Annotated in this window: 19 protein-coding genes and 2 pseudogenes; 8 read left to right on the top strand and 13 right to left on the bottom strand. The window is 71.5% G+C overall.

Annotated elements, in window-relative coordinates; translation table 11 throughout:
- Positions 1-63: 63 nt before the first annotated feature.
- Complete coding sequence (locus OG747_RS38405; RefSeq protein WP_405883953.1) at positions 64-759, bottom strand: ANTAR domain-containing response regulator; 696 nt, start codon at positions 757-759, stop codon at positions 64-66.
- A gap of 239 nt (positions 760-998) precedes the next feature.
- On the opposite strand from OG747_RS38405, the gene OG747_RS38400 reads away from it, so the two are divergent.
- Complete coding sequence (locus tag OG747_RS38400; protein ID WP_405883952.1) at positions 999-2120, top strand: PAS domain-containing protein; 1122 nt, start codon at positions 999-1001, stop codon at positions 2118-2120.
- 102 nt (positions 2121-2222) lie between these two features.
- Here the strand turns inward: OG747_RS38400 and OG747_RS38395 are convergent, their stop codons facing one another.
- On the bottom strand, positions 2223-3017 hold the full coding sequence (locus OG747_RS38395; RefSeq protein ID WP_405883951.1) for an RNA polymerase sigma factor SigF: 795 nt from the start codon (positions 3015-3017) through the stop codon (positions 2223-2225).
- A gap of 462 nt (positions 3018-3479) precedes the next feature.
- Here OG747_RS38395 and OG747_RS38390 point away from each other — a divergent pair, with 462 nt between their 5' ends.
- The 3 genes and pseudogenes from OG747_RS38390 (at position 3480) to OG747_RS38380 (ending at position 4785) form a co-directional block, all read left to right on the top strand.
- Positions 3480-3863 (top strand): DUF2795 domain-containing protein, encoded by a 384-nt coding sequence (locus OG747_RS38390; RefSeq protein WP_405883950.1) that lies wholly within the window; start codon positions 3480-3482, stop codon positions 3861-3863.
- Between the two features lie 167 nt (positions 3864-4030).
- Positions 4031-4185, top strand: a pseudogene (locus OG747_RS38385) (CBS domain-containing protein); the annotation flags it as partial.
- Positions 4186-4242: 57 nt separating this feature from the next.
- The gene (locus OG747_RS38380) at positions 4243-4785 is read left to right on the top strand and encodes a type 1 glutamine amidotransferase domain-containing protein (RefSeq protein ID WP_405883949.1); all 543 of its coding nucleotides are present in this window, start codon (positions 4243-4245) and stop codon (positions 4783-4785) included.
- Positions 4786-4934: 149 nt separating this feature from the next.
- On the opposite strand, the pseudogene OG747_RS38375 reads toward OG747_RS38380, so the two are convergent.
- Both OG747_RS38375 and OG747_RS38370 read right to left on the bottom strand, forming a co-directional pair.
- Positions 4935-5281, bottom strand: a pseudogene (locus tag OG747_RS38375) (DUF6158 family protein).
- A 98-nt stretch (positions 5282-5379) separates the two neighbouring features.
- On the bottom strand, positions 5380-6999 hold the full coding sequence (locus OG747_RS38370; protein WP_405883948.1) for an ATP-binding cassette domain-containing protein: 1620 nt from the start codon (positions 6997-6999) through the stop codon (positions 5380-5382).
- A 259-nt stretch (positions 7000-7258) separates the two neighbouring features.
- On the opposite strand from OG747_RS38370, the gene OG747_RS38365 reads away from it, so the two are divergent.
- Positions 7259-8080, top strand: a complete 822-nt coding sequence (locus OG747_RS38365; RefSeq protein WP_405883947.1) for a methyltransferase domain-containing protein — start codon at positions 7259-7261, stop codon at positions 8078-8080.
- A 209-nt stretch (positions 8081-8289) separates the two neighbouring features.
- Here the strand turns inward: OG747_RS38365 and OG747_RS38360 are convergent, their stop codons facing one another.
- The gene (locus OG747_RS38360) at positions 8290-10173 is read right to left on the bottom strand and encodes a transketolase (RefSeq protein WP_405885918.1); all 1884 of its coding nucleotides are present in this window, start codon (positions 10171-10173) and stop codon (positions 8290-8292) included.
- Positions 10174-10578: 405 nt separating this feature from the next.
- Here OG747_RS38360 and OG747_RS38355 point away from each other — a divergent pair, with 405 nt between their 5' ends.
- Positions 10579-10932, top strand: coding sequence for a VOC family protein (locus OG747_RS38355; RefSeq protein ID WP_405883946.1), 354 nt, complete (start codon positions 10579-10581; stop codon positions 10930-10932).
- A 106-nt stretch (positions 10933-11038) separates the two neighbouring features.
- Here the strand turns inward: OG747_RS38355 and OG747_RS38350 are convergent, their stop codons facing one another.
- From OG747_RS38350 to OG747_RS38315, 8 genes are all read right to left on the bottom strand, one after another.
- The gene (locus OG747_RS38350) at positions 11039-13012 is read right to left on the bottom strand and encodes a DUF5107 domain-containing protein (protein ID WP_405883945.1); all 1974 of its coding nucleotides are present in this window, start codon (positions 13010-13012) and stop codon (positions 11039-11041) included.
- A gap of 80 nt (positions 13013-13092) precedes the next feature.
- Positions 13093-13644: a GNAT family N-acetyltransferase gene (locus tag OG747_RS38345; RefSeq protein ID WP_405883944.1), complete on the bottom strand. Its 552-nt coding sequence runs from the start codon at positions 13642-13644 to the stop codon at positions 13093-13095.
- A gap of 315 nt (positions 13645-13959) precedes the next feature.
- A complete protein-coding gene (locus tag OG747_RS38340; RefSeq protein ID WP_405883943.1) occupies positions 13960-14886 on the bottom strand; it encodes an LD-carboxypeptidase in 927 nt (308 codons plus the stop codon).
- Positions 14883-16919 carry a prolyl oligopeptidase family serine peptidase gene (locus OG747_RS38335; protein WP_405883942.1) on the bottom strand — a complete coding sequence of 679 codons (2037 nt, stop codon included), beginning with the start codon at positions 16917-16919 and terminating at the stop codon, positions 14883-14885. Before OG747_RS38335 ends, OG747_RS38340 begins: the two co-directional genes overlap by 4 nt.
- 9 nt (positions 16920-16928) lie before the next feature.
- The gene (locus tag OG747_RS38330) at positions 16929-18284 is read right to left on the bottom strand and encodes a M20/M25/M40 family metallo-hydrolase (protein WP_405883941.1); all 1356 of its coding nucleotides are present in this window, start codon (positions 18282-18284) and stop codon (positions 16929-16931) included.
- Entirely contained in the window at positions 18277-19113 is an 837-nt protein-coding gene (locus OG747_RS38325; RefSeq protein ID WP_405883940.1) for a M55 family metallopeptidase, read from the bottom strand. The genes OG747_RS38330 and OG747_RS38325 overlap by 8 nt, the downstream gene beginning before the upstream one ends.
- Before the next feature lie 465 nt (positions 19114-19578).
- Positions 19579-19830: a hypothetical protein gene (locus OG747_RS38320; protein WP_405883939.1), complete on the bottom strand. Its 252-nt coding sequence runs from the start codon at positions 19828-19830 to the stop codon at positions 19579-19581.
- 580 nt (positions 19831-20410) lie between these two features.
- Entirely contained in the window at positions 20411-20806 is a 396-nt protein-coding gene (locus OG747_RS38315) for a helix-turn-helix domain-containing protein (protein WP_405883938.1), read from the bottom strand.
- A 230-nt stretch (positions 20807-21036) separates the two neighbouring features.
- Between OG747_RS38315 and OG747_RS38310 the strand changes: the two genes are divergently transcribed.
- Positions 21037-21252 carry a hypothetical protein gene (locus OG747_RS38310; protein ID WP_405883937.1) on the top strand — a complete coding sequence of 72 codons (216 nt, stop codon included), beginning with the start codon at positions 21037-21039 and terminating at the stop codon, positions 21250-21252.
- A 133-nt stretch (positions 21253-21385) separates the two neighbouring features.
- Positions 21386-21604: a hypothetical protein gene (locus tag OG747_RS38305; RefSeq protein ID WP_405883936.1), complete on the top strand. Its 219-nt coding sequence runs from the start codon at positions 21386-21388 to the stop codon at positions 21602-21604.
- Positions 21605-21636 lie beyond the last annotated feature (32 nt).

Here is a 21636-nt window from a genome sequence, read left to right as displayed (position 1 = left end):
GGCCGGACACCATTCGCGCGACACGGACGCCCGAGCGGGTGACACCGTGGGCGCCCCGGCCGGTCAGTTCGACAGGGAGACCAGTTCCCGCTCCAGGCCGCGTCCGCGCTTGTCCACGACGGCCGAGGCGACGTCGGACAGCTTGCGCTGGGTCCCCTGCGAGATGCGGCGCAGTACGCCGAACGCCGCGTCCGCGTCGCAGCCCAGGACGTGCATGACGATCCCGCACGCCTGGTCGACGACAGGGCGGGTGCGCAGCGCGGCGCCGAGCTGGTCGAGCTCGGTGAGCGCGGCGCGGTAGGAGCGGTCGCGGACCAGGCAGGTCACGGCGAGGTCGCCGAGCGCGCGGGCGGGGCCGTGCGGGGCGTCCTCCAAGGCCCCTGGCCGGAAACTGTAGAGGCTGAGGGTCACGGTCAGCCCGGAGCGCCGGAAGGGGATCGTGACCGTGGAGCGCACCCCCGAGTCGAGGGCCATGGCGCGATACGCCGGCCAGCGCTCCTCGCGCAGCAGGTCCGCCGAGTCGACGGGCTCGCCGCGTTCCAGGGCGGCGGGGATCGGACCGTCACCGGAGCGGAGCTGGACCGAGACCAGCCCGGCGAGGTCGGGGTGGGTCACCGCGGCGGGCCGTTCCGGACCGCCCTCGGAGACCATGCAACTGGCGCCGCAGCAGTCGGTGGTGCAGCGGGCGGCCTGCTCGGCGAGCTCCGACAGCCGCCTTCCCGGAAGCGTGAATTCCGGCGATTCCGTTCCCAGGCGCACGAGTTGACCCCGTGGAGCAAGTGGACCTGGTTGGCGGAGTCGTTCGCGTTGACCAACTTGACGACGTTGGCCGCGTTGGCCGTATTGGCCGTATTGATCGTGTTGACCGTGTCGACCCGTGTCCGGCATGGTTCGCGCCTCCTCTCTCCGCGCCTTCCCGCTCACCTGCGCGGAAAACGGGTTCCGCGGTTTGCGCCCCCACAGCACCCGGAACCCACCCTTCGGGTTACGTTCATCGCATGGCGCAGACGGACGAATTCGGTGAAGAACTCGCGGATTTCGTGCGCCGCGTGGCGGAGCTCAAGGCGGCGCGTTCGGTACCGGCCGACGACCTGCCGACCGTGCTCGACGCGGCGATCTTCGAACTCGACCATGTGGCCGACCAGTTGTGGCCCCGGTACGAGCGTCTGTCCTCGGACGGTCCGGCCGGTGTCGCCTCGGTCGACCGCCAGGAGCAGCAGCTGCTCAAGGCGCTCTTCCAGCGGGTGCCGGTGCCCGTCGCGCTGGTGGACCGCGAGACGGTGGTGCGCAGGCTGAACTTCGCGGCGACCTCCTTCACCGGCCTGCGGGCCGGCTATGCGACGGGCCGGCCGCTGACCGGGTTCCTCGCGCACGCCGACCGTGCCGCGTTCCGTTCACAGGCGGCGGCGGTGGCGCGCGGCGAGGGCGACCGCAGTCTCACCGTGCACCTCCAGCAGCAGCCCTCGGTGCCGGTGCGCGCGACGCTCGCCGCGCTGCGGCCCAGCGGTGAACCCCGGACCGCCGTCCTCGTCGTCCTGCAGCCCGCGGGCAACCGGGTGCCGTCGGACGAGAGCGTGCCGGGCCCGGTGCCGAGTCTCACCGAGACGACCCGGCACGCGACGCTGATGGATCTGGTGGACGCCATGACCACGGCGCTGCTCAGTGGCCCCGCCGGGGATCCGCCCGCGGTGCTGGAACGGGCGGCGGGGGTACTGCACGGGCGGTTCGCGGACTGGGTGGTGGCCGACGCGGGGGCGCCGCGGCTGTCGCGTACGACGGTGCTCGCCCCCTCCGACTGCGCCGCGGGGGCGACGGCCGTGGCCGCCCAGGATCCCGCCGGGTGCCCGCTCGTCGTCGAGGCGGCACGCGGCGGATCCACGGCGCTGCAGGTACGCCCCGAGGACCCGGACGCCTTCGGCCGTGACACCTCGGGCGCCCCCGTTCTCGTACGCGCGAATGTGACATCACTGCTGTGCGTGCCCCTGACCACCGCGCCCGGCGCCGTGCGGGGCGTACTGACCCTGTTCCGCAGCGGCGCCCGCCTGGCGTTCTCCATGGCGGAGGCGCAGGCGATGGACATGATGTCCCGTCACATAGCCCTGGCGATGGGGACTTCGTGAGGTGCGCCCCGTAAGGGCGCGGGGAACCGCGCGAGCAACCGCGGACAACCCGCGCCCTCCCCACACTCTCCGGCACCCTCCCCCTGATGAAACGGCGGGCGCCTACGCCGCGTCCCGCAGCACCTGCTCGCGCAGCCGATGGCAGCACCGGCTGATCAACCGCGACACGTGCATCTGGGAGATCCCGAGCTCATCGGCGATCCGGCTCTGTGTCATGTCGGCGAAGAACCGCATGTAGAGGATGGTGCGTTCACGCTCGGGCAGTGCCCGCAGCCGGGGTTTGACGGCCTCGCGGTCGATGACGACGTCGAGGGCCGGGTCGGGTGAGCCGAGGGCGTCACCGAGCGAGTAGCCGTCCTCGCTGCCCAGGATCTCGGCGTCGAGGGAGAGCGCGGTGAAGGTCTCCAGGGCCTCCAGGCCGGTCCGGACGTCCTCCTCGCTCATCCGGGCGTGCTCGGCGATCTCGGCGACGGTGGGCCTGCGGCCCGGGAGGGTACCCGACAGTTCCTGGCCGGCGGACCGGACGCGGTTGCGCAGATCCTGGACGCGGCGCGGCACGTGCAGGGTCCACATGTGGTCGCGGAAGTGCCGTTTGATCTCTCCGGTCACGGTCGGCACGGCATAGCTCTCGAAGGCGTTGCCGAGTTCGGGGTCGTACCGGTCGACGGCCTTGACCAGGCCGAGTGCCGCGACCTGGCGCAGATCCTCGAAGCTCTCGCCGCGGCTGCGGAACCGGCCCGCGAGCCGGTCGGCCATCGGCAGCCAGGCCTCGACGATCTCCTCGCGGAGCGTGTCGCGCTGCCGGCCCGGGGGAAGCGCGGCGAGCCTGCGGAATGCCTCCGCGGTGTCGGGGGCGTCGTCGTGCGGGTGGTGCTTCGCGCTCACTTGATGTCGCATGGTGCGTCGCAACTCCCTTGAAAGTGCCTTGGGTTGGACGGTCACCGTGGGAGCGCACAGGTGCGCCGAACGGGCACACCCGTGGCGAGGGCTTCCCGCTCCCACGGACGTGCCTCCTGTCCGAAGCACTGGAATCCGCCTGCCCCGGCCTTCGCCCGGCAAACACCTCACGTTCTTGCTGCCGGCCCCGGAGACTCGCGTGGGGCATGTCCTGACCGCCGCCGGTTCGACGACCTCACCCGGACACCGCGATGGCGGGCGCGGGCCAGTGCGGTCGCATGGCAGCCCAGCGCTCCGCCCCGCAGGCCTGACACTTTGACACTCTGACACGCTGACATCCTCACGGTGCGTGAGGGTACGATCGCGTACCGCGGCGCAGGCGTCCGGGTCGAGCCGAATCGGAAGTGTCGACTCCAGGTGTACGGGTACGAGATCACTACCCCCGAACATCTGGAGGGAGTCATGCAGCGAGGCAGCGATCGGCTGAGCGTCCACCGGGACGAAGAGATGAAACACGAACTGCGGGAACTGCTCAGGTCGGGGCACCCCACCCGGACCGAGGAGTGGCAGGACCCGGAGCCGACTGCCGACGACGACCCGGAGATCGTGCGTGGCCCCGTGTCACCGAACCGCGCACCCTCCTCCATCGAGACGGTGCGCCTGGAACTGGCACGGTTCCTGGTCCGTACCACGTTCCCGGCGGGTCCCCGCGACCTGGCCGACGTCCTGCGCGACCAGCACGCGCCCGACCCGGTTGTCGCCTCCGTGGAGCGGCTTCCGCACAAGGCGCGCTACGCCACGGTGCACGAGCTGGCCGAATCGGTGGTACACGCCGCAGGGCGGTGAGGTCGTACGGTACGCGCCGCAGGGCCGTGAGCAGGCCGGAGAAACCGCTGGAGAACCGCTGGAGAAGGCAGGGGCCCCGGCCCAGGGGTAGTGCGGGCGTCGTCACGTCGACGCACCCGCCCCTCCCCCGGCCGGGGGACCGCGGAACCCAGGACGGCCCATCAGCCATGGCAGTTTTCGTCAGGGAGGTGATGACGCCGGGCGTGGTCGCGGTCCGTCCGGACGCCTCGCTTGCGGAAGCCGCACGCTGATGCGCGCCCAGAACATCGGCGATGTCCTGGTAGCCGGCGACCACCAGCTCATGGGCGTCCTCACCGACCGCGTGGCGCCGTATGAGGGCCGAGATGGTGTGGGGGCCGGGAAAGGAGAGTGAGGAGTTATGCGTATCGCGTTTCTGATGGCGCCCGAGGGCGTCGAGCAGATCGAACTGACCGACCCCTGGCAGGCGGTGCGGAAAGCCGGCGGCGAGCCCGTCCTCGTGTCCACCAGGCCCGGCCGGATCCAGGCCTACCACCACCTCGACAAGGCGGACACGTTCCCCGTCGACGAGGTCGTCGCCGATGGGTCGGCCGAGTCCTTCGACGGACTCGTCCTGCCGGGCGGCGTCGCCAACCCGGACGCGCTGCGTCTGGACGAACGGGCCGTGTCGTACGTCCGCGGCTTCTTCGAGCGCGGCCGTCCGGTCGCCGCGATCTGTCACGCCCCCTGGATACTCGTCGAGGCGAACGTGGTCTCGGACCGCGTCCTCACCTCCTGGCCGAGTCTGCGCACCGACATCCGCAACGCGGGCGGCACCTGGGTCGACGAGCAGGTGCACGTCTGCGAGCAGGGGCGCAGCACGCTGGTCACCAGCCGCAAGCCGGCCGATCTCAAGGCGTTCGACAAGGCGTTCCTGGAGGCGTTCGCCCGGCAGACCGCGTGACGCGACACGGTGAACGGTGAACCGTGGACGGCGGACGGCGGATAGGGCCGTCGGGACCGGGCTCGCGGGATGCGGCAACCGGCGCGAACGGTTCACCTGCGACAACAGGGTCACTCACTCACAGGGTCGCTCACTCACAACGGGGACACTCACTCATTCATGCATTCCGCCGCGGGGCCCCGCTCTCGGGCTCCCTCGCGCGTCCGGCCCCCGGCGACCGGACGGCGTGGATGACGACGCAGGTACTCGCCCTCCAGCTGCGCCATGCGCGTGTTGTGCGTCCGCAGGGCGTCGTTCGAACCGTAGAGCAGCGTGTCGTGGCGGGTGCGGTGGATCGTCTCCAGCTCCTTCATCAGCTGCTGGTCGTCCAGCCGGTCCGGGTCGACTCCGGTCATGGTGTACCCCGCTCGTCGTGGCCCCGGCGCGGTCCCGGTGCTCGCCGGGCAGGCGCTGCCGCGAGTGGCGCCCGAGTGGCGTCCGGGAGGGGGCCGTGGATCTCGCCGTCCTCCCTCCACTCTACGAACTTCCGGGCCCCCGGTCCTCCGGGAAGCGCCCGGACAGCCGGTCTCCCGGTCACACCTCGCCCACCGAGCCCTACCGGGCCCGCTCCACGCGCCGCTCGTCCCACACCGGCTCCGCCGTCTCCCGGAGCCGGCCGTCGGAGCCGAAGACCAGATAACGGTCGAAGGAGCGGGCGAACCAGCGGTCGTGGGTGACCGCGAGCACCGTCCCCTCGTACGCCTCCAGGCCCTCCTGGAGGGCCTCTGCCGACTCCAGGTCGAGGTTGTCGGTCGGCTCGTCCAGCAGCAGGGCCGTGGAGCCCTCCAGCTCCAGGAGCAGGATCTGGAAGCGTGCCTGCTGGCCGCCGGAGAGCTTCTCGAAGCGCTGCTCGGCCTGGGCGGTCAGCTCGTAGCGGCGCAGCCTGGACATGGCGGCGCCGCGGTCCTGGGAGTGCTCGGTCCACAGGATGTCGAGGAGCGCACGGCCCTGGAGCTCCGGGTGGGCGTGCGTCTGGGCGAAGTGTCCGGGAACGACGCGCGCACCGAGCTTCCACTCGCCCGTGTGGGCGACGGTGTCGCCGGCGAGCAGACGCAGGAAGTGCGACTTGCCGGAGCCGTTGGAACCGAGCACGGCGACCCGCTCGCCGTAGAAGACCTCCAGGTCGAACGGCTTCATCAGTCCGGTGAGCTCAAGCCCCTTGACGGTGATGGCCCGTACGCCCGTACGCCCGCCGTGCAGCCGCATCGTGATGTCCTGCTCGCGCGGCGGCTCCGGAGGCGGTCCGGCCTCCTCGAACTTCCGCAGCCGGGTCTGCGCCGCCGCGTACCGGGACGCCAGCTCATGGCTGATGGACGCCGCCTGCCGCAGATTCAGCACCAGCTTCTTCAGCTGGGCGTGCTTCTCGTCCCACCGCCGACGCAGCTCCTCGAACCGGGCGAATCGCTCCCGCCGCGCCTCGTGATAGGTCGCGAAGCCGCCGCCGTGCACCCAGGCGTCGGCGCCGGTGGGGCTGGGCTCGACGCTGACGATCTTCTCGGCGGCACGGGCGAGGAGCTCCCGGTCGTGCGACACGAAGAGAACGGTCTTGCGGGTCTCCTTGAGCCGCTCCTCCAGCCAGCGCTTCCCGGGTACGTCGAGATAGTTGTCCGGCTCGTCGAGAAGCAGTACCTCGTCGGTGCCGCGCAGCAGCGCCTCGAGCACGAGCCGCTTCTGCTCTCCGCCGGAGAGCGTCCGCACCAGCCGCCACTGCGCCTTCTCGTACGGGACGCCGAGCGCGGCCATCGTGCACATGTCCCAGAGCGTCTCGGACTCGTATCCGCGTACCTCGGCCCAGTCGGAGAGCGCCTGCGCGTAGCGGAGCTGGGCAGCTTCGTCATCGACGGCCATCATGTCGTGCTCAGCCGCGTCGACCGCCTTGGCGACTTCCTGTATACGGGGCGACGCCACGGACACCAGCAGCTCTCGTACGGTCGTGTCATCCCGCACGGACCCCACGAACTGTCGCATCACGCCCAGCCCGCCGCCCACGGTGACGGTCCCTCCGTGCGGCTTCAGCTCCCCCGAGATCAGCCGCAGCAGCGTGGTCTTACCGGCCCCGTTGGGCCCCACCAGCGCGACGACGGCCCCTTCCCCCACCCGAAACGACACATCGCCGAGCAGCGCCCTCCCATCGGGAAGGTAGTACTCAAGATGCGCGGCTTCGAGGTGTCCCATGGGGAGGCATTCTCCGGCCAGGCAGGACCGACGAGCAAACTCATATTCGGAGGGAGCCCTCCCCATTCCCCGAGGCTCCGCCCCCAGCCCCCCGGTGCCGGCCTGAACGACCCCGCCCTCGAACGCCGGACGACCCGCTCACTCATCCCCGCCTCCGCCACCATGTCGTCCATATAGCAAGACAAGGGGTCTCAGTATGCGACATGCAGGCGTACGGTGGCGATGCGTAACCGACGAGAAGAAGCGAAGGGGATCGGTCATGTCGAAGTCGCAGGAGACCGCCGTCTACACGCACGGCCACCACGAGTCCGTACTGCGCTCGCACACCTGGCGCACCGCCGCCAACTCGGCGGCCTACCTGCTCGACTCGCTGAAGCCCCACATGAAGATCCTGGACATCGGCTGCGGCCCGGGCACCATCACCGCCGACCTGGCCGAACTGGTCCCCGACGGTCACGTCACCGCCGTCGACCACGCGCCCGGAATTCTGGACCAGGCCCGGGCCGTGGCCACGGAACGCGGCCTGGACAACGTCGAGTTCGGGGTCGCGGACGTCCACGCACTGGAGTTCCCGGACAACACCTTCTGCGTGGTCCACGCCCACCAGGTACTGCAGCACGTGGGCGACCCGGTGCAGGCGCTGCGCGAGATGTACCGCGTCACCAGGCCGGGCGGCTTCATCGCCGTCCGGGATGCGGACTACTCGGCGATGACCTGGTACCCCGAGGTGCCGGGCATGACCGACTGGCAGGACCTGTATGTGCGCGTCGCCCGCGCCAACGGAGGCGAGCCGGCCGCCGGCCGCCGTCTCAAGTCGTGGGCACTGGCGGCCGGGATCAAGGACATCACGGCGACGTCGAGCACCTGGACCTTCGCCACCGAGGACGAGCGGGAGTGGTGGGGCGGACTGTGGGCCGACCGCACGCTGGCCTCGGCGTACGCGGACCGCGCCATCGAGGGCGGCCACGCGACGACCGCGCACCTGCACGCCGTATCGGAGGCGTGGCGGGAATGGGCACGGCAGGAAGACGGCTGGTTCTCTGTACTGAACGCGGAAATTCTCTGCCGAAAGGAAGCGTGACCGGCCCGCTTCGGGAAACCCGGACGGCAGGAGGTTCCACGCCGGAGCAGCCCGAGGACCTGATTCAGGTCTTCGGGCCTTTGAGCCTTCGGGCCTTCGGGCCTTCGGGCCTTCGGGCCGCGATCCGTGCCGTCACCCTTCAATTCGCGCACCATTCAACTCACGCAAGAGCAATAGGCGCGCAAACAGGGAGGGGACACGTGCGCGCGTCAGCGCACGACCGCCGTCTCCACCAGCCGCCGCGCCGCCGCCGCGATCGACTCGGCGTCGATGCCCGCGGCGTGCAACTGCTCGGCGGGGGTCGCCGAGCCCGGCATCGTACGGACGGCGAGGCGCACCAGGCGTGGCACCGGGCGGCCGTCGAGGAAGGCGTCGAGGACCGCGTCGCCGATGCCGCCCTCCGCGCGGTGGTCCTCCACGGTGACGAGGCAGCCGGTGTGCTCGGCGGCCTCGCGCAGGGTGCGGCGGTCGACGGGCTTGACCGAGTAGAGGTCGATGACCCGGACCTGGATGCCCTCGCGGTCGAGCGACGCGGCGGCGGCCAGCGCCTCGTGGACCGTGACGCCGGCGGCGACGAGCGTCAGCCGGTCCGCGTCACCGGCGCGCAGCACCTTGCTGCCGCCGATCGGGAACTCCTCGGTGGGGCTGTAGATCACCGGGGTGTCCCCGCGCGAGGTGCGCAGATAGCGGATGCCCTCGCAGTCCGCCATCGCGGCGACGAGCTTGGCCGTCTGGTTGGCGTCGCACGGGTACAGCACGGTCGAGCCGTACGTCGCCCGGAACATCGCCAGATCCTCCAGACCCATCTGCGAGGGACCGTCCTGGCCGATCGAGACGCCCGCGTGCGAGCCGACGAGGTTGATGCCGGAGCCGCTGATCGCGGCCATCCGGACGAAGTCGTGGGCGCGCGTGAGGAACGCCGCGAACGTGGAGGCGTACGGCACCCAGTCGCGCGCGGCCATGCCGACCGCGGTCGCGACGAGTTGCTGCTCGGCGATGTAGCACTCGAAGAAGCGGTCGGGGTGCTCCTTGGCGAAGAACTCCGCGCGGGTCGAGTCGCTCACCTCGCCGTCCAGGGCGACGACGTCACCGCGGGCGGTGCCGAGCGCGGCGAGCGCCTGCCCGTAGGCGTCGCGGGTGGCGACCTTGTCCCCGGTGTCGTAGCGGGGCAGTTCGAGGTGGCCGGAGCGGACGGCGTGCAACATCCTCGCCGGGGGCGCCTGTTGGACCTCGACGTGATGGTCGCGCACTCCGCCGAGCTCGGCGATCGCCTCCTCGGCGTCCGGCAGCGGCTTGCCGTGCAGGCCCTCGCGGTCCTGGACGGATGCGACGCCCTTGCCCTTGAGGGTGCGGGCGATGATCGCGGTCGGCTGTCCAGCGGTGGACCCGGCCTCGGCGTACGCGCGGTCGATGGCGTCGACGTCGTGCCCGTCGATCTCCACGGTGTGCCAGCCGAAGGCCTGGAACCGGCGCCCGTACGCGTCCAGGTCGTGCCCGTGCCGGGTCGGCCCGCGCTGCCCCAGCCGGTTGACGTCGATGATCGCGACGAGGTTGTCGAGGTGCTCGTAACCGGCGTGCTCGGCGGCCTCCCACACGGACCCCTCGGCGAGTTCGCTGTCGCCGCACAGCACCCACACCCGGTATCCGGTGTGGTCGAGCCGTTTGCCGGCCAGTGCGATGCCGACGCCGACGGGCAGCCCCTGCCCGAGCGAGCCGGTGGCCGTCTCGACCCACGGCAGCCGCCGGGGTGTCGGGTGCCCTTCGAGCCGGCTGCCGAGCTTGCGGAAGGTGAGCAGCTCGGGCTCGCTGATGGCCCCGGCCGCCTTGTACGCGGCGTACAGGAGCGGTGAGGCGTGGCCCTTGGAGAGGACGAAGCGGTCGTTGCCGGGATGCTGGGGGCGCTCGAAGTCGTACCGCAGGTGCTTGGCCAGCAGGACCGCCATCAGGTCGGCCGCGGACATCGAGGACGTGGGGTGCCCGGAGCCGGCGGCGGCGGACGCGCGCACGCTGTCGACGCGCAACTGCTGTGCGAGGTCGCTGAGTTGACGGCTACTCATGGCTTTCGTCGGGTTCATGGGATTCATGGCGTTCATGGTGTTCACGACTCTCCTTCCGGACGGCTCTCGGTCGTGCCGAGGGCACCGGCCACCCGCGCCGGTTCCGGCGGGGCGGATACAGAAAGTAGTCGGTCGGATGGAGCAGGGTGATGTCGGCGATATCGGCGAAGTCGGCCTGGTGCCGGGTCGGCCGCGTCGGCGTGCGGGCCGGCCGGTACTCGGCGAAGCCGGCACCGACGATCACGATGCGGGATCGACTCACGGTTCGCCTCCGGCGATGTCGCTCGTACCTCGTGCCTCGTACTCATACTCGTCCTCGTACGTCCCACGGGGTACTCGTACGTTGCAGGGGCTTTCCGCGTCCCCCTGGTCGGCGCGTCCAAACCCGAAGCCCGTCCGAAACGATCTCCTCTCCGGCCGGCCCCAACTAGGCTCGTCCGCATGGAGATTCTGGGAGCCACGTTGCGGATCTGCGTCGACGACCTGGAGGCTTCGGTCCCCTTCTACGAAAGATTGGCGGGCGGGCAGGCCCTGCGGTTCGAGCGCGGTGGTGTGTCGGTGGCAGCGGTGGGCTGTTTCCTGCTGATGAGCGGACCCGAGGCCGAACTGGAGGTCCTGCGGAAGGTCGCCGCGACCATCGCCGTCAAGGACGTCGAGGACACCCATCGGGTGCTCAGCGAGCTGGGCGCGCGCATTCTGGCCGGGCCGGTGGGCACACCGGCCGGCCGCAACCTGATCGCCATGCATCCGGATGGCGTGGTGTACGAGTACGTGGACCGCGGACCCTCGCACTAGCCGCCCGGTCCCTCACCCCCGCCGTCCCTCGCCGTCCCTCGCCGTCCCAGCCAGGTGGTTCGTCTGCGGAGCGCACGGCAGGAGCGGCGGGGGCGGGGGAAACCCCTCACTCGACCGGCGGTCGCATGCGGAAGTCGTAGCGGGCCGGCAGCGGCTCGTCCGTCAGACGGGACCACAGGTCGCCGATCGCCTCCGCGCCCTCCCGCAGGTCGGCCACCTCGAAACCCTCGTCGAAGACGGCCCGCGCGCCGTCCCGGTCCCCTTCGGCCAGCAGCAGCTCCGCCTCGATCAGGCGGAATCGGCCGCGCGAGCGCGTAACGGGCCGCAACCGCTCCCACACACCCCGCGCCTCCCCCGTACGCCGTACCGCGAGCAGCGCGCCGAGGGCCTCCCGCCCGAGCGCGGCGGTGGCCGCGGTCCAGGCCGCGCCGTCGTCACGCCGCTCCTGACAGAGATCGTCGAAGGCCTCGGCGTACCGGTCGGCGGCCCGCTCCCGGTTGCCGGCCTCCTGGTCCGCGACGGCCAGACAGCGCAGCAACGGCCAGAGCGACGGGGCGAGTTCGAGGGCGCGCTCCCAGCTGCGTACGGCCTGCGCCAGGTCCCCGGCGTGCCACTGGGCCACGCCGAGGTGGTATTCGGTGAGCGGCCTGGCGGGCGCGGTCTCCAGCATGTCCCGCCAGTGCGGGGCGACCAGGGTCTCACCGGGCGGCCCGGCCCGCCGCGGCTCGGGAAAGGCACCGGTCCGCAGCAACTCCGCCCATGGCGCCTGCGCCTCACCGAGCGTGGACTCCTCGAACGGTGTCCCCGGCACCTTGCAGGAGGCGCGCAGCACTTCGAGCGCACCCCAGCCGGACCCGACGGCCAGTACCTCGCCGGGCTCGGCATCGGCCTGCGGCAACCACGCCTCGTACGCCGCGTCGACGTCGGCGCGCGGCAGGGCGCCCTCCAGCCGGTCTTCCACCTCCGCCCGTGCCACCGCCCAGTCCGGACCGTGCACCGCGCCCGCATCCGTCGCCAGCGGCCCGTACGCCTCCAGCCAGGACACCTCGCTCTCCGCCTCCAGCCGCACATGTTCCAGCTGGGTGCGGGCGAGCCCGGCCTGGATCTCGCAGTAGCCGCCGGTGCCGGGCTCGGTGAGCCATTCCTGCCAGCGCCGGCCGCCGGCACCGGAGCCCCAGACGAACAGCTTGCGCCCGCGCAGCGGGTCGGTGGAGGTCTGCACGAGCCCGGCGCCCGCCTCGTCGAGCGCGGCGATCCAGCGGCGCTGCCCCTCGGGCACCTCGTAGAAGTAGTCGGCGGGGAAGGCACTGCGCGGGGGGTACGTGCGGTCCGCCCCCTCGTACTCCGGTACCGGCACCCGGCGCAGCCGTCGCTCGTACCCGAAGTGCCAGGCCTCGTCCGCCGGGGCCAGCACCCTGCGTTCCTCGGGGACGGCGATGTTGGACCACCAGTACACGGGCGCGGGTTTCTCATGCGGATTGCGGACGCGGACGCCGACGTAGAGGAAGTCGGAGCCCTCCGGCAGCCACAGATCGACCTGGAAGGGCAGATCGCGCAGCCGTTCCCACTCCCACAGGCGGAGCATCTCGCCGCCGTCGGGGGCGGGGACGCGGGCCGCGTGCAGGGGTGCGCAGGACAGGGTGGTGTGGCCCGTCGCGCCGATGTTCCACTCGATGCCGCCGGAGAACCAGGCTCCGTTGAGGGCGAAGCAGGCGGGCTGCAGCACCGGGTTGCGGTAGAGGAGTTCGGCTTGCGAGGGCTTGTGGAACAGCGAGACCACCCGGCCTCCGTAACCCGGCAGCACCACCGTCCGCAGCCGGTCGTTCTCGATCACGATCGTGTCGATCCCGCGCGGCTCGCGCCGTCTGTCGTACCCGTCCCGGATGCGCTCCGGCAGGATGCTCCGCAGCGGCTCGTAGCCGATCTGCCGGGCCAGGTCGCGCGGCAGATCGGCGCGATCGCGATCGTCGACGCGGTGCGTCTCGTCGAGCGGCCGCAGGGGTGGCAGCGGGTTGTTCGGGCCCAACTCCGCTACCGGCAGGGTCAGTACGTCACGTCGGATCGTCGTCACGATGACCATGGAACAGGGACATCGGCCACCTGACCAGGGTCTCCGCTCGTCAGGATCCGGTCAGGATTCCGCAAAGGCGGCCACGACGATCAGCCGGAAGCGAGCATCTCCGAGGTGATCGCCCACCGCTCGTGGTCGCGCCACGCCCCGTCGATGTGGATGAAGTCCGGCGAGAACCCCTCCAGCCGGAAACCGCACCGCCGGGCGAGCGCGATGGAGGCCGCGTTCCCGGGCTGGACGTTGATCTCCAGCCGGTGCAGTCCCATCCGTCCGAAGGCGTACCGGATCACGAGCCCGAGCCCCTCGGCCATGAGTCCGCGTCCCGCGGCGTGTGCGAAGGCGCCGTACCCGAGGGCCCCGCTCAGGAAGCCGCCCTCGACGATGTTGTTGATGTTGATGAAGCCCGCGATGGCCCCGCCATCCCGCTCGCAGACCAGGAACCCGGCCTTCGTCCGGTCCTCGATGAGCCGCCCCGCGTACGCGGCGTAGGCGTCGGCGCTGCCGGGCGGGAAGAGCCAGGGCTGGTGCAGCGCCTTGCTCTCCCGGGCCCGGGCGGTGAACTCGGCGGCGTCGTCGTACGTGAAGTGCCGTATGCCCACGCGGGGGCCCTCGGCGAGATAGGCGGAGGCGTTCTCAGGCATCCCGACACAGTACGCGACGCTCTCGTGCCCTGGTGCTGCCGGCAGGAGCCGTCAACCCGCGTGGCACGTCCCTCCGGACGCTGGTCGACCCAGCCCGCACAGCTGTAGGCCGAGGAGGGTGCCCGACGTCGCCCGGGCGCCGGGCGTGCGCGTGACAGTCCGCCACAGGTTCGTTACGGATCGCCGATCCGACTGGAGAGCCTTCGGAGCTCTTCGGACTCATGCCTCCAGCATGGATCGCCGGGCGGCGGCTCGCTCGGCGAAAGGCTCCTCGGGGTGACTCAGCCGACTCGGCCCCTCCGTCCCCTTGGGCCGCTAGGCCAACGCGGGCTCCTCCAACGTCAAGGTCCCCGCGTCCGCGTCGAGCTCGGCCCGCACTCCGAAGGGGATCGTCAGCGCGCCCTCACCGTGCCCGAATCCGAACTCCTCGACGATCGGCACCCCGAGCCCGCCGAGCCGGTCGATGAGCAGCGCCCGTACGCGCTCGTACGGCGAGCAGCGCGCCCAGGAGCCGAGCAGAATCCCGGTGACCCCGTCCAGCCAGCCGGCCCGCAGGAGCTGGGTGAGCACACGGTCCAGGCGGTACGTCTCCTCGCCCACGTCCTCCAGGCAGAGCAGACCTCCCCGCGCGGAGCGCCGGGCGTGCGGGGTGCCCAGGTCGGCGGCGAGCATGCTCAGGCAGCCGCCGAGCAGCACTCCCCCGGCCCGCCCGGGCACGAGAGGTGCCGCGCCGCCGGACGCGATCACCCGTACCGTCTCCGGTTCGAAGAGCGTCGCCCGCAGGTGCTCCTGTGCCCGCGCGTTCTTGATGAAGTCGACGGCGGCGACCATCGGTCCGTGCAGGGTCGCGAGCCCTGCGCGGGCCGCGAACGCCTCGTGCAGCGCCGTGATGTCGCTGAAGCCGAGGAACACCTTGGGCCCGGCGGCCCGCATCGCGTCCCAGTCGAGGAGGTCGACCATGCGCTGGGCGCCGTAGCCGCCGCGGGCGCACAGCACCGCGGCCACGTCCGGGTCGCACCAGGCGGCCTGGAAGTCGGCGGCCCGGTCGGCGTCGGTGCCCGCGAGATAGGGGAACTCGGGGTGCCGGTCCAGGACATGCGGGGCCACGACGGGGTCGAGATCCCAGCCGCGCAGGATGTCGATTCCCGCCGCCAGCCGCTCCTCGACCACGGGACCGCTGGGCGCGACGACGGCGACGCGGGCCCCGGGGGCGAGACGGACGGGACGGGTCAGGGTTTTCACGGGGTGGGCTCCACGATCGGTGGGACGGACCGCGTCGGTACCCCGACGGGCTGTACTTGAGCGGTGAGTTCCAGGGCGGGGATGCCGGGCGGATTCAGCCCGAAGACCTGGGCGTACAGGGAGAGTTCGGACTCCAGGGTCCGCACCATGGTGTCAACACGTCGGAACCCGTGTCCCTCGCCCTCGAAGGTGATGTAGGCGTGTGGCACGCGTCGCTCGGTCAGGTGGGCCAGCCTGGCGAGGAACCGTTCGCACTGCGCGGGCGGGCAGATGACGTCGTCCAGGCCCTGGAGGAGCAGGAAGGGCGCGGTGATGCGGTCGGCGTGCTCGGCGGGCGAGCGTTCCACGTACCGGCCCGGCACCTCGGCGAGCGGCCCGATCAGCGTCTCGAGGTACTGCGACTCGAAGTCGTGGGTCTCCCCCGAGCCCCATTCGCTGAGATCGAGGACCGGATAGAGGATCGTGCCGCAGGCGTAGACGTCGGTACCGGTCAGGGAGGCGGCGGCGGTCCAGCCGCCCGCGCTGCCGCCGCGGATGGCGAGCCGGCGCCGGTCGGCGGTGCCCTCCTCCGCGAGGGCGAGCGCGACGGCCGCGCAGTCCTCGACGTCGACGACGCCCCACTGCTCGCGCAGCCGGTTGCGGTACTCCCGCCCGTGTCCCGCCGATCCCCCGTAGTTGACCTCGGCGACTCCGATGCCGCGCGAGGTGAAGTAGGCGATCTCCAGGTCGAGGACGAGGGTCGCCCGGCCGGTGGGTCCGCCGTGCGCCCACACGACATAGGGCGGCAGTTCGTCGCCGGGTGCGACGTGGTCGGGGTGGTGCGGCGGGTAGATGTGGGCGTGGACCTCGCGCCCGGCGGGGCCGGTGAAGGTGCGGATCTGCGGCTCCGGGTAGTGCGCGGGGTCCACCGGGTCGGCGTGGGCGGCGCCGATCACCCGGGCGCGGCCGGTGCGGGCGTCCAGTTCGACGACCTCGTACGCGCTGCGGGGGCTGGCCGCGACGCCCACGATCCGGCTGCCGTGGGCGCCGAGCGTCGGGGTGAACTCGGTCCAGGGGCCGGCCGCGTCGACGACCTCGCCGGTCTCCGGGTCCAGGATGCCGAGCGCGGTGGCGCCCCGGCCGTGCACGACGGCGACGAGCCCGCTCTCCAGCGGCGCGAACCAGCGGTAGCCGATCTTCCACAGCGGCCCGCCGAACTCCTCCTCCCGGGGGCAGACGGGCGCCTCCTTCCCGAACCGGTACAGGTTCCACCAGCCGGTGCGGTCGCTGGCGTACAGCAGGGTGCCGTCGAAGGCCCAGTCCGCCTGGGCGATCGACTCCTCCGGTCCGCCCGCGACGGGCCGCGCGCCGCGCAGGGTGCCGTCCTCGGCGACGTCCGCGAGGATGAGTTCGGTGCCGTCCCACGGCATCCGCGGGTGGTCCCAGGCGAGCCAGGCCGCCCGCCCGCCGTCGGGCGAGAGCCGGGGGCCGGTGACGAACCGGTGGCTCCCGTCGGTGAGTTCGCGCACCGCGTCGCGGTCCTGCGCCGCCGACCCGTCGAGCGGCACCGCGGCGACGATCCGTCGTACGTCGGTGGGCCCGTCCCCGGTGAACTCCTCCAGCACGCACCACACCTCGCCCCGTTCGGGGTGCAACTGCGGGTCAACCCAGCGCAGTCCACCGCCCACGGGGGACACGGGGGTCAACGGGCGCGGCTCACCGGCCGCGGCACCGGACTCGTAGGCGTAGAGCCGCTGGTCGGCGAAGTTCACGAACACCACGAACGGCCCTTCCGGGCGCATCTCGCCGGCCCATGGCTGTCCGCCGTACTCGATGACCCGGCTGCGTACGTTCCAGGGGGCCGGCAGCACCGACTCCTCCGTACCGTCGGCCCGTCGCCGTACGAGCGCGCGCCGTCCGCCCTCCGTGGGCCGGGGTTCGGTCCACCACGCCTCGTCGCCGACGAAGCCCACGAACTCGGGATGCCCGTCGTGCGCGGCGGCGAGTGCCGCGTCGATGGGCGAGGGCCACGATCCGTACTCCAAGGTCCGCATCCCTTCTCCCTACCCCTGGGTCGTGCGCAGAAAGCGGTCGAGGACGCGAACACCGAAGTGCAGTGCCTCGACCGGGACACGTTCGTCGACGCCGTGGAAGAGTGCCTGGTAGTCGAAGCCCTCGGGGAGCTTCAGCGGGGTGAAGCCGTAGCCGGTGATCCCGAGCCGCGAGAACTGCTTGGCGTCCGTGCCGCCCGACATGCAGTACGGCACCACGTGCCCCTCGGGCGCGAACTCCTCGACGGCGGCGCGCATATGGGCATACGTCGCCGAGTCCACCGGCGCCTGGAGGGCCACCTCGCGGTGGTGGAACTCCCACTCCACGTCAGGGCCGGTCAGCAGATCCAGGGTCGTACGGAACTCCTCCTCGCCGCCGGGCAGATAGCGGCCGTCGACGTACGCGACGGCCTCCCCCGGAATCACGTTGATCTTGTAACCGGCGCTGAGCATGGTCGGGTTGGCGCTGCCCCGCACGGTCGCTTCGACGAGCGCGGCGGCGGGGCCCAGCTTGTCGAGCAGCCCGTCCACGTCGTCCAGGTCCGCGTCGATGCCGTACAGCGCGGCGAGTTCGGTGAGGGCGGCGCGGACGGTCGGAGTGAGCCGCAGGGGCCACTCGTGAGCGCCGATCCGCGTGATCGCGGCGGCCAGGCGGGTCACCGCGTTGGCCCGGTTCACCTTGGAGCCGTGGCCCGCCCGCCCGCGCGCGGTGAGCTTGAGCCAGCCGGTGCCGCGCTCCCCCGCCGCGATCGGGTAGAGCTCCCGGCCGCCGCCGTCGTGGAAGGTGAACGCCCCGGACTCGCTGATGCCCTCGCTGCAGCCCTCGAACAGCTCCGGATGGTGGTCGGCGAGGAACCCGGACCCGTCCTCGGCGCTGGCCTCCTCGTCGGCCGTGAACGCGATCACGAGGTCGCGCCGGGGCCGGACGCCGAGGCGCGCCCACAGCCGTACGACCGTGAGGATCATCGCGTCCATGTTCTTCATGTCGATCGCGCCACGCCCCCACACGACCCCGTCGCGGATCTCCCCGGAGAACGGGTGCACGCTCCAGTCCTCGGCCTGCGCGGGCACCACGTCGAGATGACCGTGGACGAGCAGCGCGTCGGCGGACGGGTCGGTGCCTTCGAGGCGGGCGACGACGTTCGTACGGCCCTTGGTGCGCTCCAGCAGCATGGGCTCGAGGCCCGCCTCCGCCAGCCGCGCGGCGGCGTACTCGGCGGCGGGGCGCTCCTGGCAGTCGCCGCCGCCCCGGTTGGTGGTGTCGATGCGGATGAGGTCCGAGGTGAACCGCACGACCTCGTCCAACGCCCGCTCGTCCACATTCCGATCTTCCACGGCCTGATCTTCCACAGCCTGCCGGTCAGCCATACTGTTCCTCCACCGCGGCCGAGACGATCGTGGTGACCGCCTTGAAGGTGCGAATCCCCTCGTACATGGTGTCGCTGGTGTACGCCACCTTCCGCTCCCCGATGCGCCGCACGCCCGGCACCACGGTGGCCGCCATCGACAGGTGCTCGGCGTCGAATTCGAGCGCCACGGTGAACGGGCCGCCGCCCACCAGCGGTTCCTGACGTACCGCCAGGGAGGCGGCTTCCTTGGCCGCGGCACGGATGTCGGCGGCGGTCCTGGCCGGCGTACGGCATACCGCCGCGTACCGCGACACATGGTCCTTGACGGCGACCTTGAGTGCCTCCGGCGCGTAGCCGAGCGCGTCCTCGCAGGTCAGGTCGTCGCCGGTGACGAGCACGACGGGCACCCCGAACTCGGCGACGACATGCGAGTTGAGCAGGCCCTCGCTGGCCCGTACGTCGTTCACCCACACCCCGGTGATGGAGTTGGCGAGGTAGGTGTGCGCGAGGACGCCCTCCGTGCCGGCGCCCGTGTGGTAGCCGACGAACGCGATCCCGTCGATGTCTCCGTGCTGCACGCCCTCCACCATGGACAGCGACTTGTGCCGTCCGGTGAGCATCTCGGCCCGCTCGTCGAGCCGTTCCAGCAGCAGGTTCCGCATGGACCAGTGGGCCTCGTTGATCAGCACCTCGTCGGCGCCGCCGTCGAAGAAACCGAGGACGGCGGCGTTGACGTCCGAGGTGAACATCGACCGGCACCGCTCCCACTGCGGTGTCCCCGGCAACACGTCGGCCGGCCAGGTCACCCCGGTGGCGCCCTCCATGTCGGCGCTGATGAGGATCTTCACGGTGCACCCTCCCCGCACGGGTCAGCGGCTGTCTCCATGCCGTGTCACGTTACGTCATGTGCCCGCATCCTCGCAGGTAGGAGGCGCGGGACATGGTGAGACACCGCGCGAAGGAACTCATGATGACGCGTCCACGCAGGCGGATCACGACCCTCGCGGCGACAGCCGCACTGTTTACCGGCAGGCGTACGCCTGGGCCGACGCCGTTCCCGCCTGCGCGGCCGGACCGGCTCCGAACAGCGCCACGGCCGCCGCGACGGCGGCGACCGGCTTGCGCAGGTGGATCATCGAGGTTCCTCTCGCTGACGCCGGGGACGGATCTCGCCGCCCGGCCGGCACGACCGAGGGGTGGGCCGGGGCGCTCGTATGCGCTTCGTGGCGTCCTGCTCGCCGACCGCCTGGTCGACGACGGTTTCCCCTCCCGGCGCGCCCAGGCGCCGGCTCAAAGGGCGAGCACGGCCCGGATCAGTCCTCGAAAACGGTCAGTACGACCCCGTCGAGCTCGATGCGGCGCGGGGTGCCGCCCTCGCCGCGCACCAGGGCGTCCAGGCAGCGCCGGAAGAGCGTCAGCTCCTCCTCGTTGAGGACGGCCGCCGCGAGGTCGAGGAGTTCGGTGAGCGCGCCCTCGGTCAGTATGTCGGGCAGCTCGCCGGAGAGCAGGACGACGGACTCACCGGTACTGCCCCGGACCACCGCGGTGGTGGGTCCTCCGTGCACGAACAGCACAAATCCCCCTGGGTTACACAGGGGTCGTGCGGCTCACGTGCCCCGAGCAGAATGAGAGACTAGCTGCGGATCTTGCCGGTTTCGGCGGTTCTGGATTCTTTTACCGGGACTGCTGAGAAGCGGAACCGGAGCACACGGACGGGCGTCTTCGCCGTACGGCTCTTGACCGGGCCAAAACCCGCCCCACCCACCGCCGACACACCAACCGCCCGGACCGAACCGAGGCCAACACCCCTCGCCGACGGGTCCGGCATCCGGCGGAGAGCCGTGGGACACCGGCGGCGAGCGAGTCCACCCGGGCACGCGTTGCCGCACCGGCCCCGGTCGGCCGACTTCGAGTCGGCCACGTAGACGCGGGTGCGGGCGTCCTTCGCGGCGCGGAGCGCCACGGCGCCCACGGCGGGCGTCGCGCGCCCGGCGGGGACGGCCGCCGCCCGCCGATGCCGAGCAGATCCCCTGCGGGGTCCGCCGCCCCGTCGTTCCCCGACGGCGGATGCCGAGCCGGCCGCGCGGACACGACATCCGCAAGCCCTCCACAACGACAGGCGACCCGGCGACCCGACCGTTCGAGTCAGTCGCGCCGGGCGTCGCGGCCCAGCAAGGACTCGACGAGCGCGGCGACATGGCGGCGGTCGTCGGCGGACAGTTGCTGGACGCTGGCGATGAGCAGGTCGACCTCGGGGTCGGGCGCCGCGCCGGGCTCACCGGCGGCGGAGGTCGAGTCGGCCGCGTACACATGGATGCCGCAGGCCTCCGCGGCGGCCCGGCGCACGGTGTCCAACGGGAGTCCGAGCCCCTTGGCCAGCCCTTCCAGCGTGCTGGGCTGCGGCATGCGGACCACTCGGTCGGCCGTGGCCAGGTGATGGACCGTGGAGCGCGGAATGCCGCCTCGGCGTGCCACCTCGCCGTAGGACCAGCGCTCACGGTCCAGGCGATCTCTGATGATCTGCTGCAGTGCGTTGGCCACCGATGGTCACTTCCTGCTCGCCGCCGGACGGAACTCTTCCAAGCGGGATCGATTCTACGGGGGGCTTCGCGCCTGCCCCAGAAGTCTTTCCCCGAACCGCTTGCGCGGCGGGCTCCAGGGCTACTACTGTCCAATCTCGTTGGACAGCACGTCCGACAAGATTGGACAGAGCCTGGGGGGAACCTGCCTCTGTTCGATCGGAAATGTCTATCCCTGAGGGGGAATTGATCATGATGGACAACCGTGAACTCGACACCGAGTCCGCCGAGCTGCTGCCGGGCCGCGAGGCCCTCGGCCGGCTGAAGTTCAGCTTCGGCCGCACCGTCAACGTGACCAAGCACGTCGCCAACATCAGCGCCCACAACGAGTCGGCCGCCCTCAACGACCACTCCAGCTGGTCGGACGCGGCCTCCAGCGCCGCGCAGGCCATCAACGTCACGCAGTAACCGGCTTCGGATGCGCACCGCTTCCGCACCACCGGATGCCCGCCCGCATCCGTGTCACCGGACGCACCCACGCATCCGTCCCCGTGCCACCACCACAACGACATCAACGAACCACGTCCCGAAAGGACATCCCATGAGCATGGACATGAACGAGCTGCAGTCCGAGTCCGCCGAGCTGCTCCCCGGCCGTGAGGCCCTCGGCCGGCTGAAGTTCAGCTTCGGCCGCACCGTCAACGTGACCAAGCACGTCGCCAACATCAGCGCCCACAACGAGTCGGCCGCCGTCAACGACCACTCCAGCTGGTCGGTGGCCGAGTCCAGCGCCAACCAGGCGATCAACGTCACGCAGTAACACCCGCCGCACAACGGCAGTTCGGCGGACCG

Origin of the sequence: Streptomyces sp. NBC_01384 (genome assembly GCF_045040035.1) — a bacterium.
Lineage (GTDB): Bacteria > Actinomycetota > Actinomycetes > Streptomycetales > Streptomycetaceae > Streptomyces.
This window is presented reverse-complemented; position numbering and strand designations above follow the sequence as displayed.

Bases quoted from the DNA above. Each gene is read 5' to 3' on its own strand.
- OG747_RS38400 (WP_405883952.1), top strand. From the start codon at position 999: ATGGCGCAGACGGACGAATTCGGTGAAGAACTCGCGGATTTCGTGCGC.
- OG747_RS38395 (WP_405883951.1), bottom strand. From the start codon at position 3,017: ATGCGACATCAAGTGAGCGCGAAGCACCACCCGCACGACGACGCCCCC.
- OG747_RS38390 (WP_405883950.1), top strand. From the start codon at position 3,480: ATGCAGCGAGGCAGCGATCGGCTGAGCGTCCACCGGGACGAAGAGATG.
- OG747_RS38380 (WP_405883949.1), top strand. From the start codon at position 4,243: ATGCGTATCGCGTTTCTGATGGCGCCCGAGGGCGTCGAGCAGATCGAA.
- OG747_RS38370 (WP_405883948.1), bottom strand. From the start codon at position 6,999: ATGGGACACCTCGAAGCCGCGCATCTTGAGTACTACCTTCCCGATGGG.
- OG747_RS38365 (WP_405883947.1), top strand. From the start codon at position 7,259: ATGTCGAAGTCGCAGGAGACCGCCGTCTACACGCACGGCCACCACGAG.
- OG747_RS38360 (WP_405885918.1), bottom strand. From the start codon at position 10,173: ATGAACGCCATGAATCCCATGAACCCGACGAAAGCCATGAGTAGCCGT.
- OG747_RS38355 (WP_405883946.1), top strand. From the start codon at position 10,579: ATGGAGATTCTGGGAGCCACGTTGCGGATCTGCGTCGACGACCTGGAG.
- OG747_RS38350 (WP_405883945.1), bottom strand. From the start codon at position 13,012: ATGGTCATCGTGACGACGATCCGACGTGACGTACTGACCCTGCCGGTA.
- OG747_RS38345 (WP_405883944.1), bottom strand. From the start codon at position 13,644: ATGCCTGAGAACGCCTCCGCCTATCTCGCCGAGGGCCCCCGCGTGGGC.
- OG747_RS38335 (WP_405883942.1), bottom strand. From the start codon at position 16,919: ATGCGGACCTTGGAGTACGGATCGTGGCCCTCGCCCATCGACGCGGCA.
- OG747_RS38330 (WP_405883941.1), bottom strand. From the start codon at position 18,284: ATGGCTGACCGGCAGGCTGTGGAAGATCAGGCCGTGGAAGATCGGAAT.
- OG747_RS38310 (WP_405883937.1), top strand. From the start codon at position 21,037: ATGATGGACAACCGTGAACTCGACACCGAGTCCGCCGAGCTGCTGCCG.
- OG747_RS38305 (WP_405883936.1), top strand. From the start codon at position 21,386: ATGAGCATGGACATGAACGAGCTGCAGTCCGAGTCCGCCGAGCTGCTC.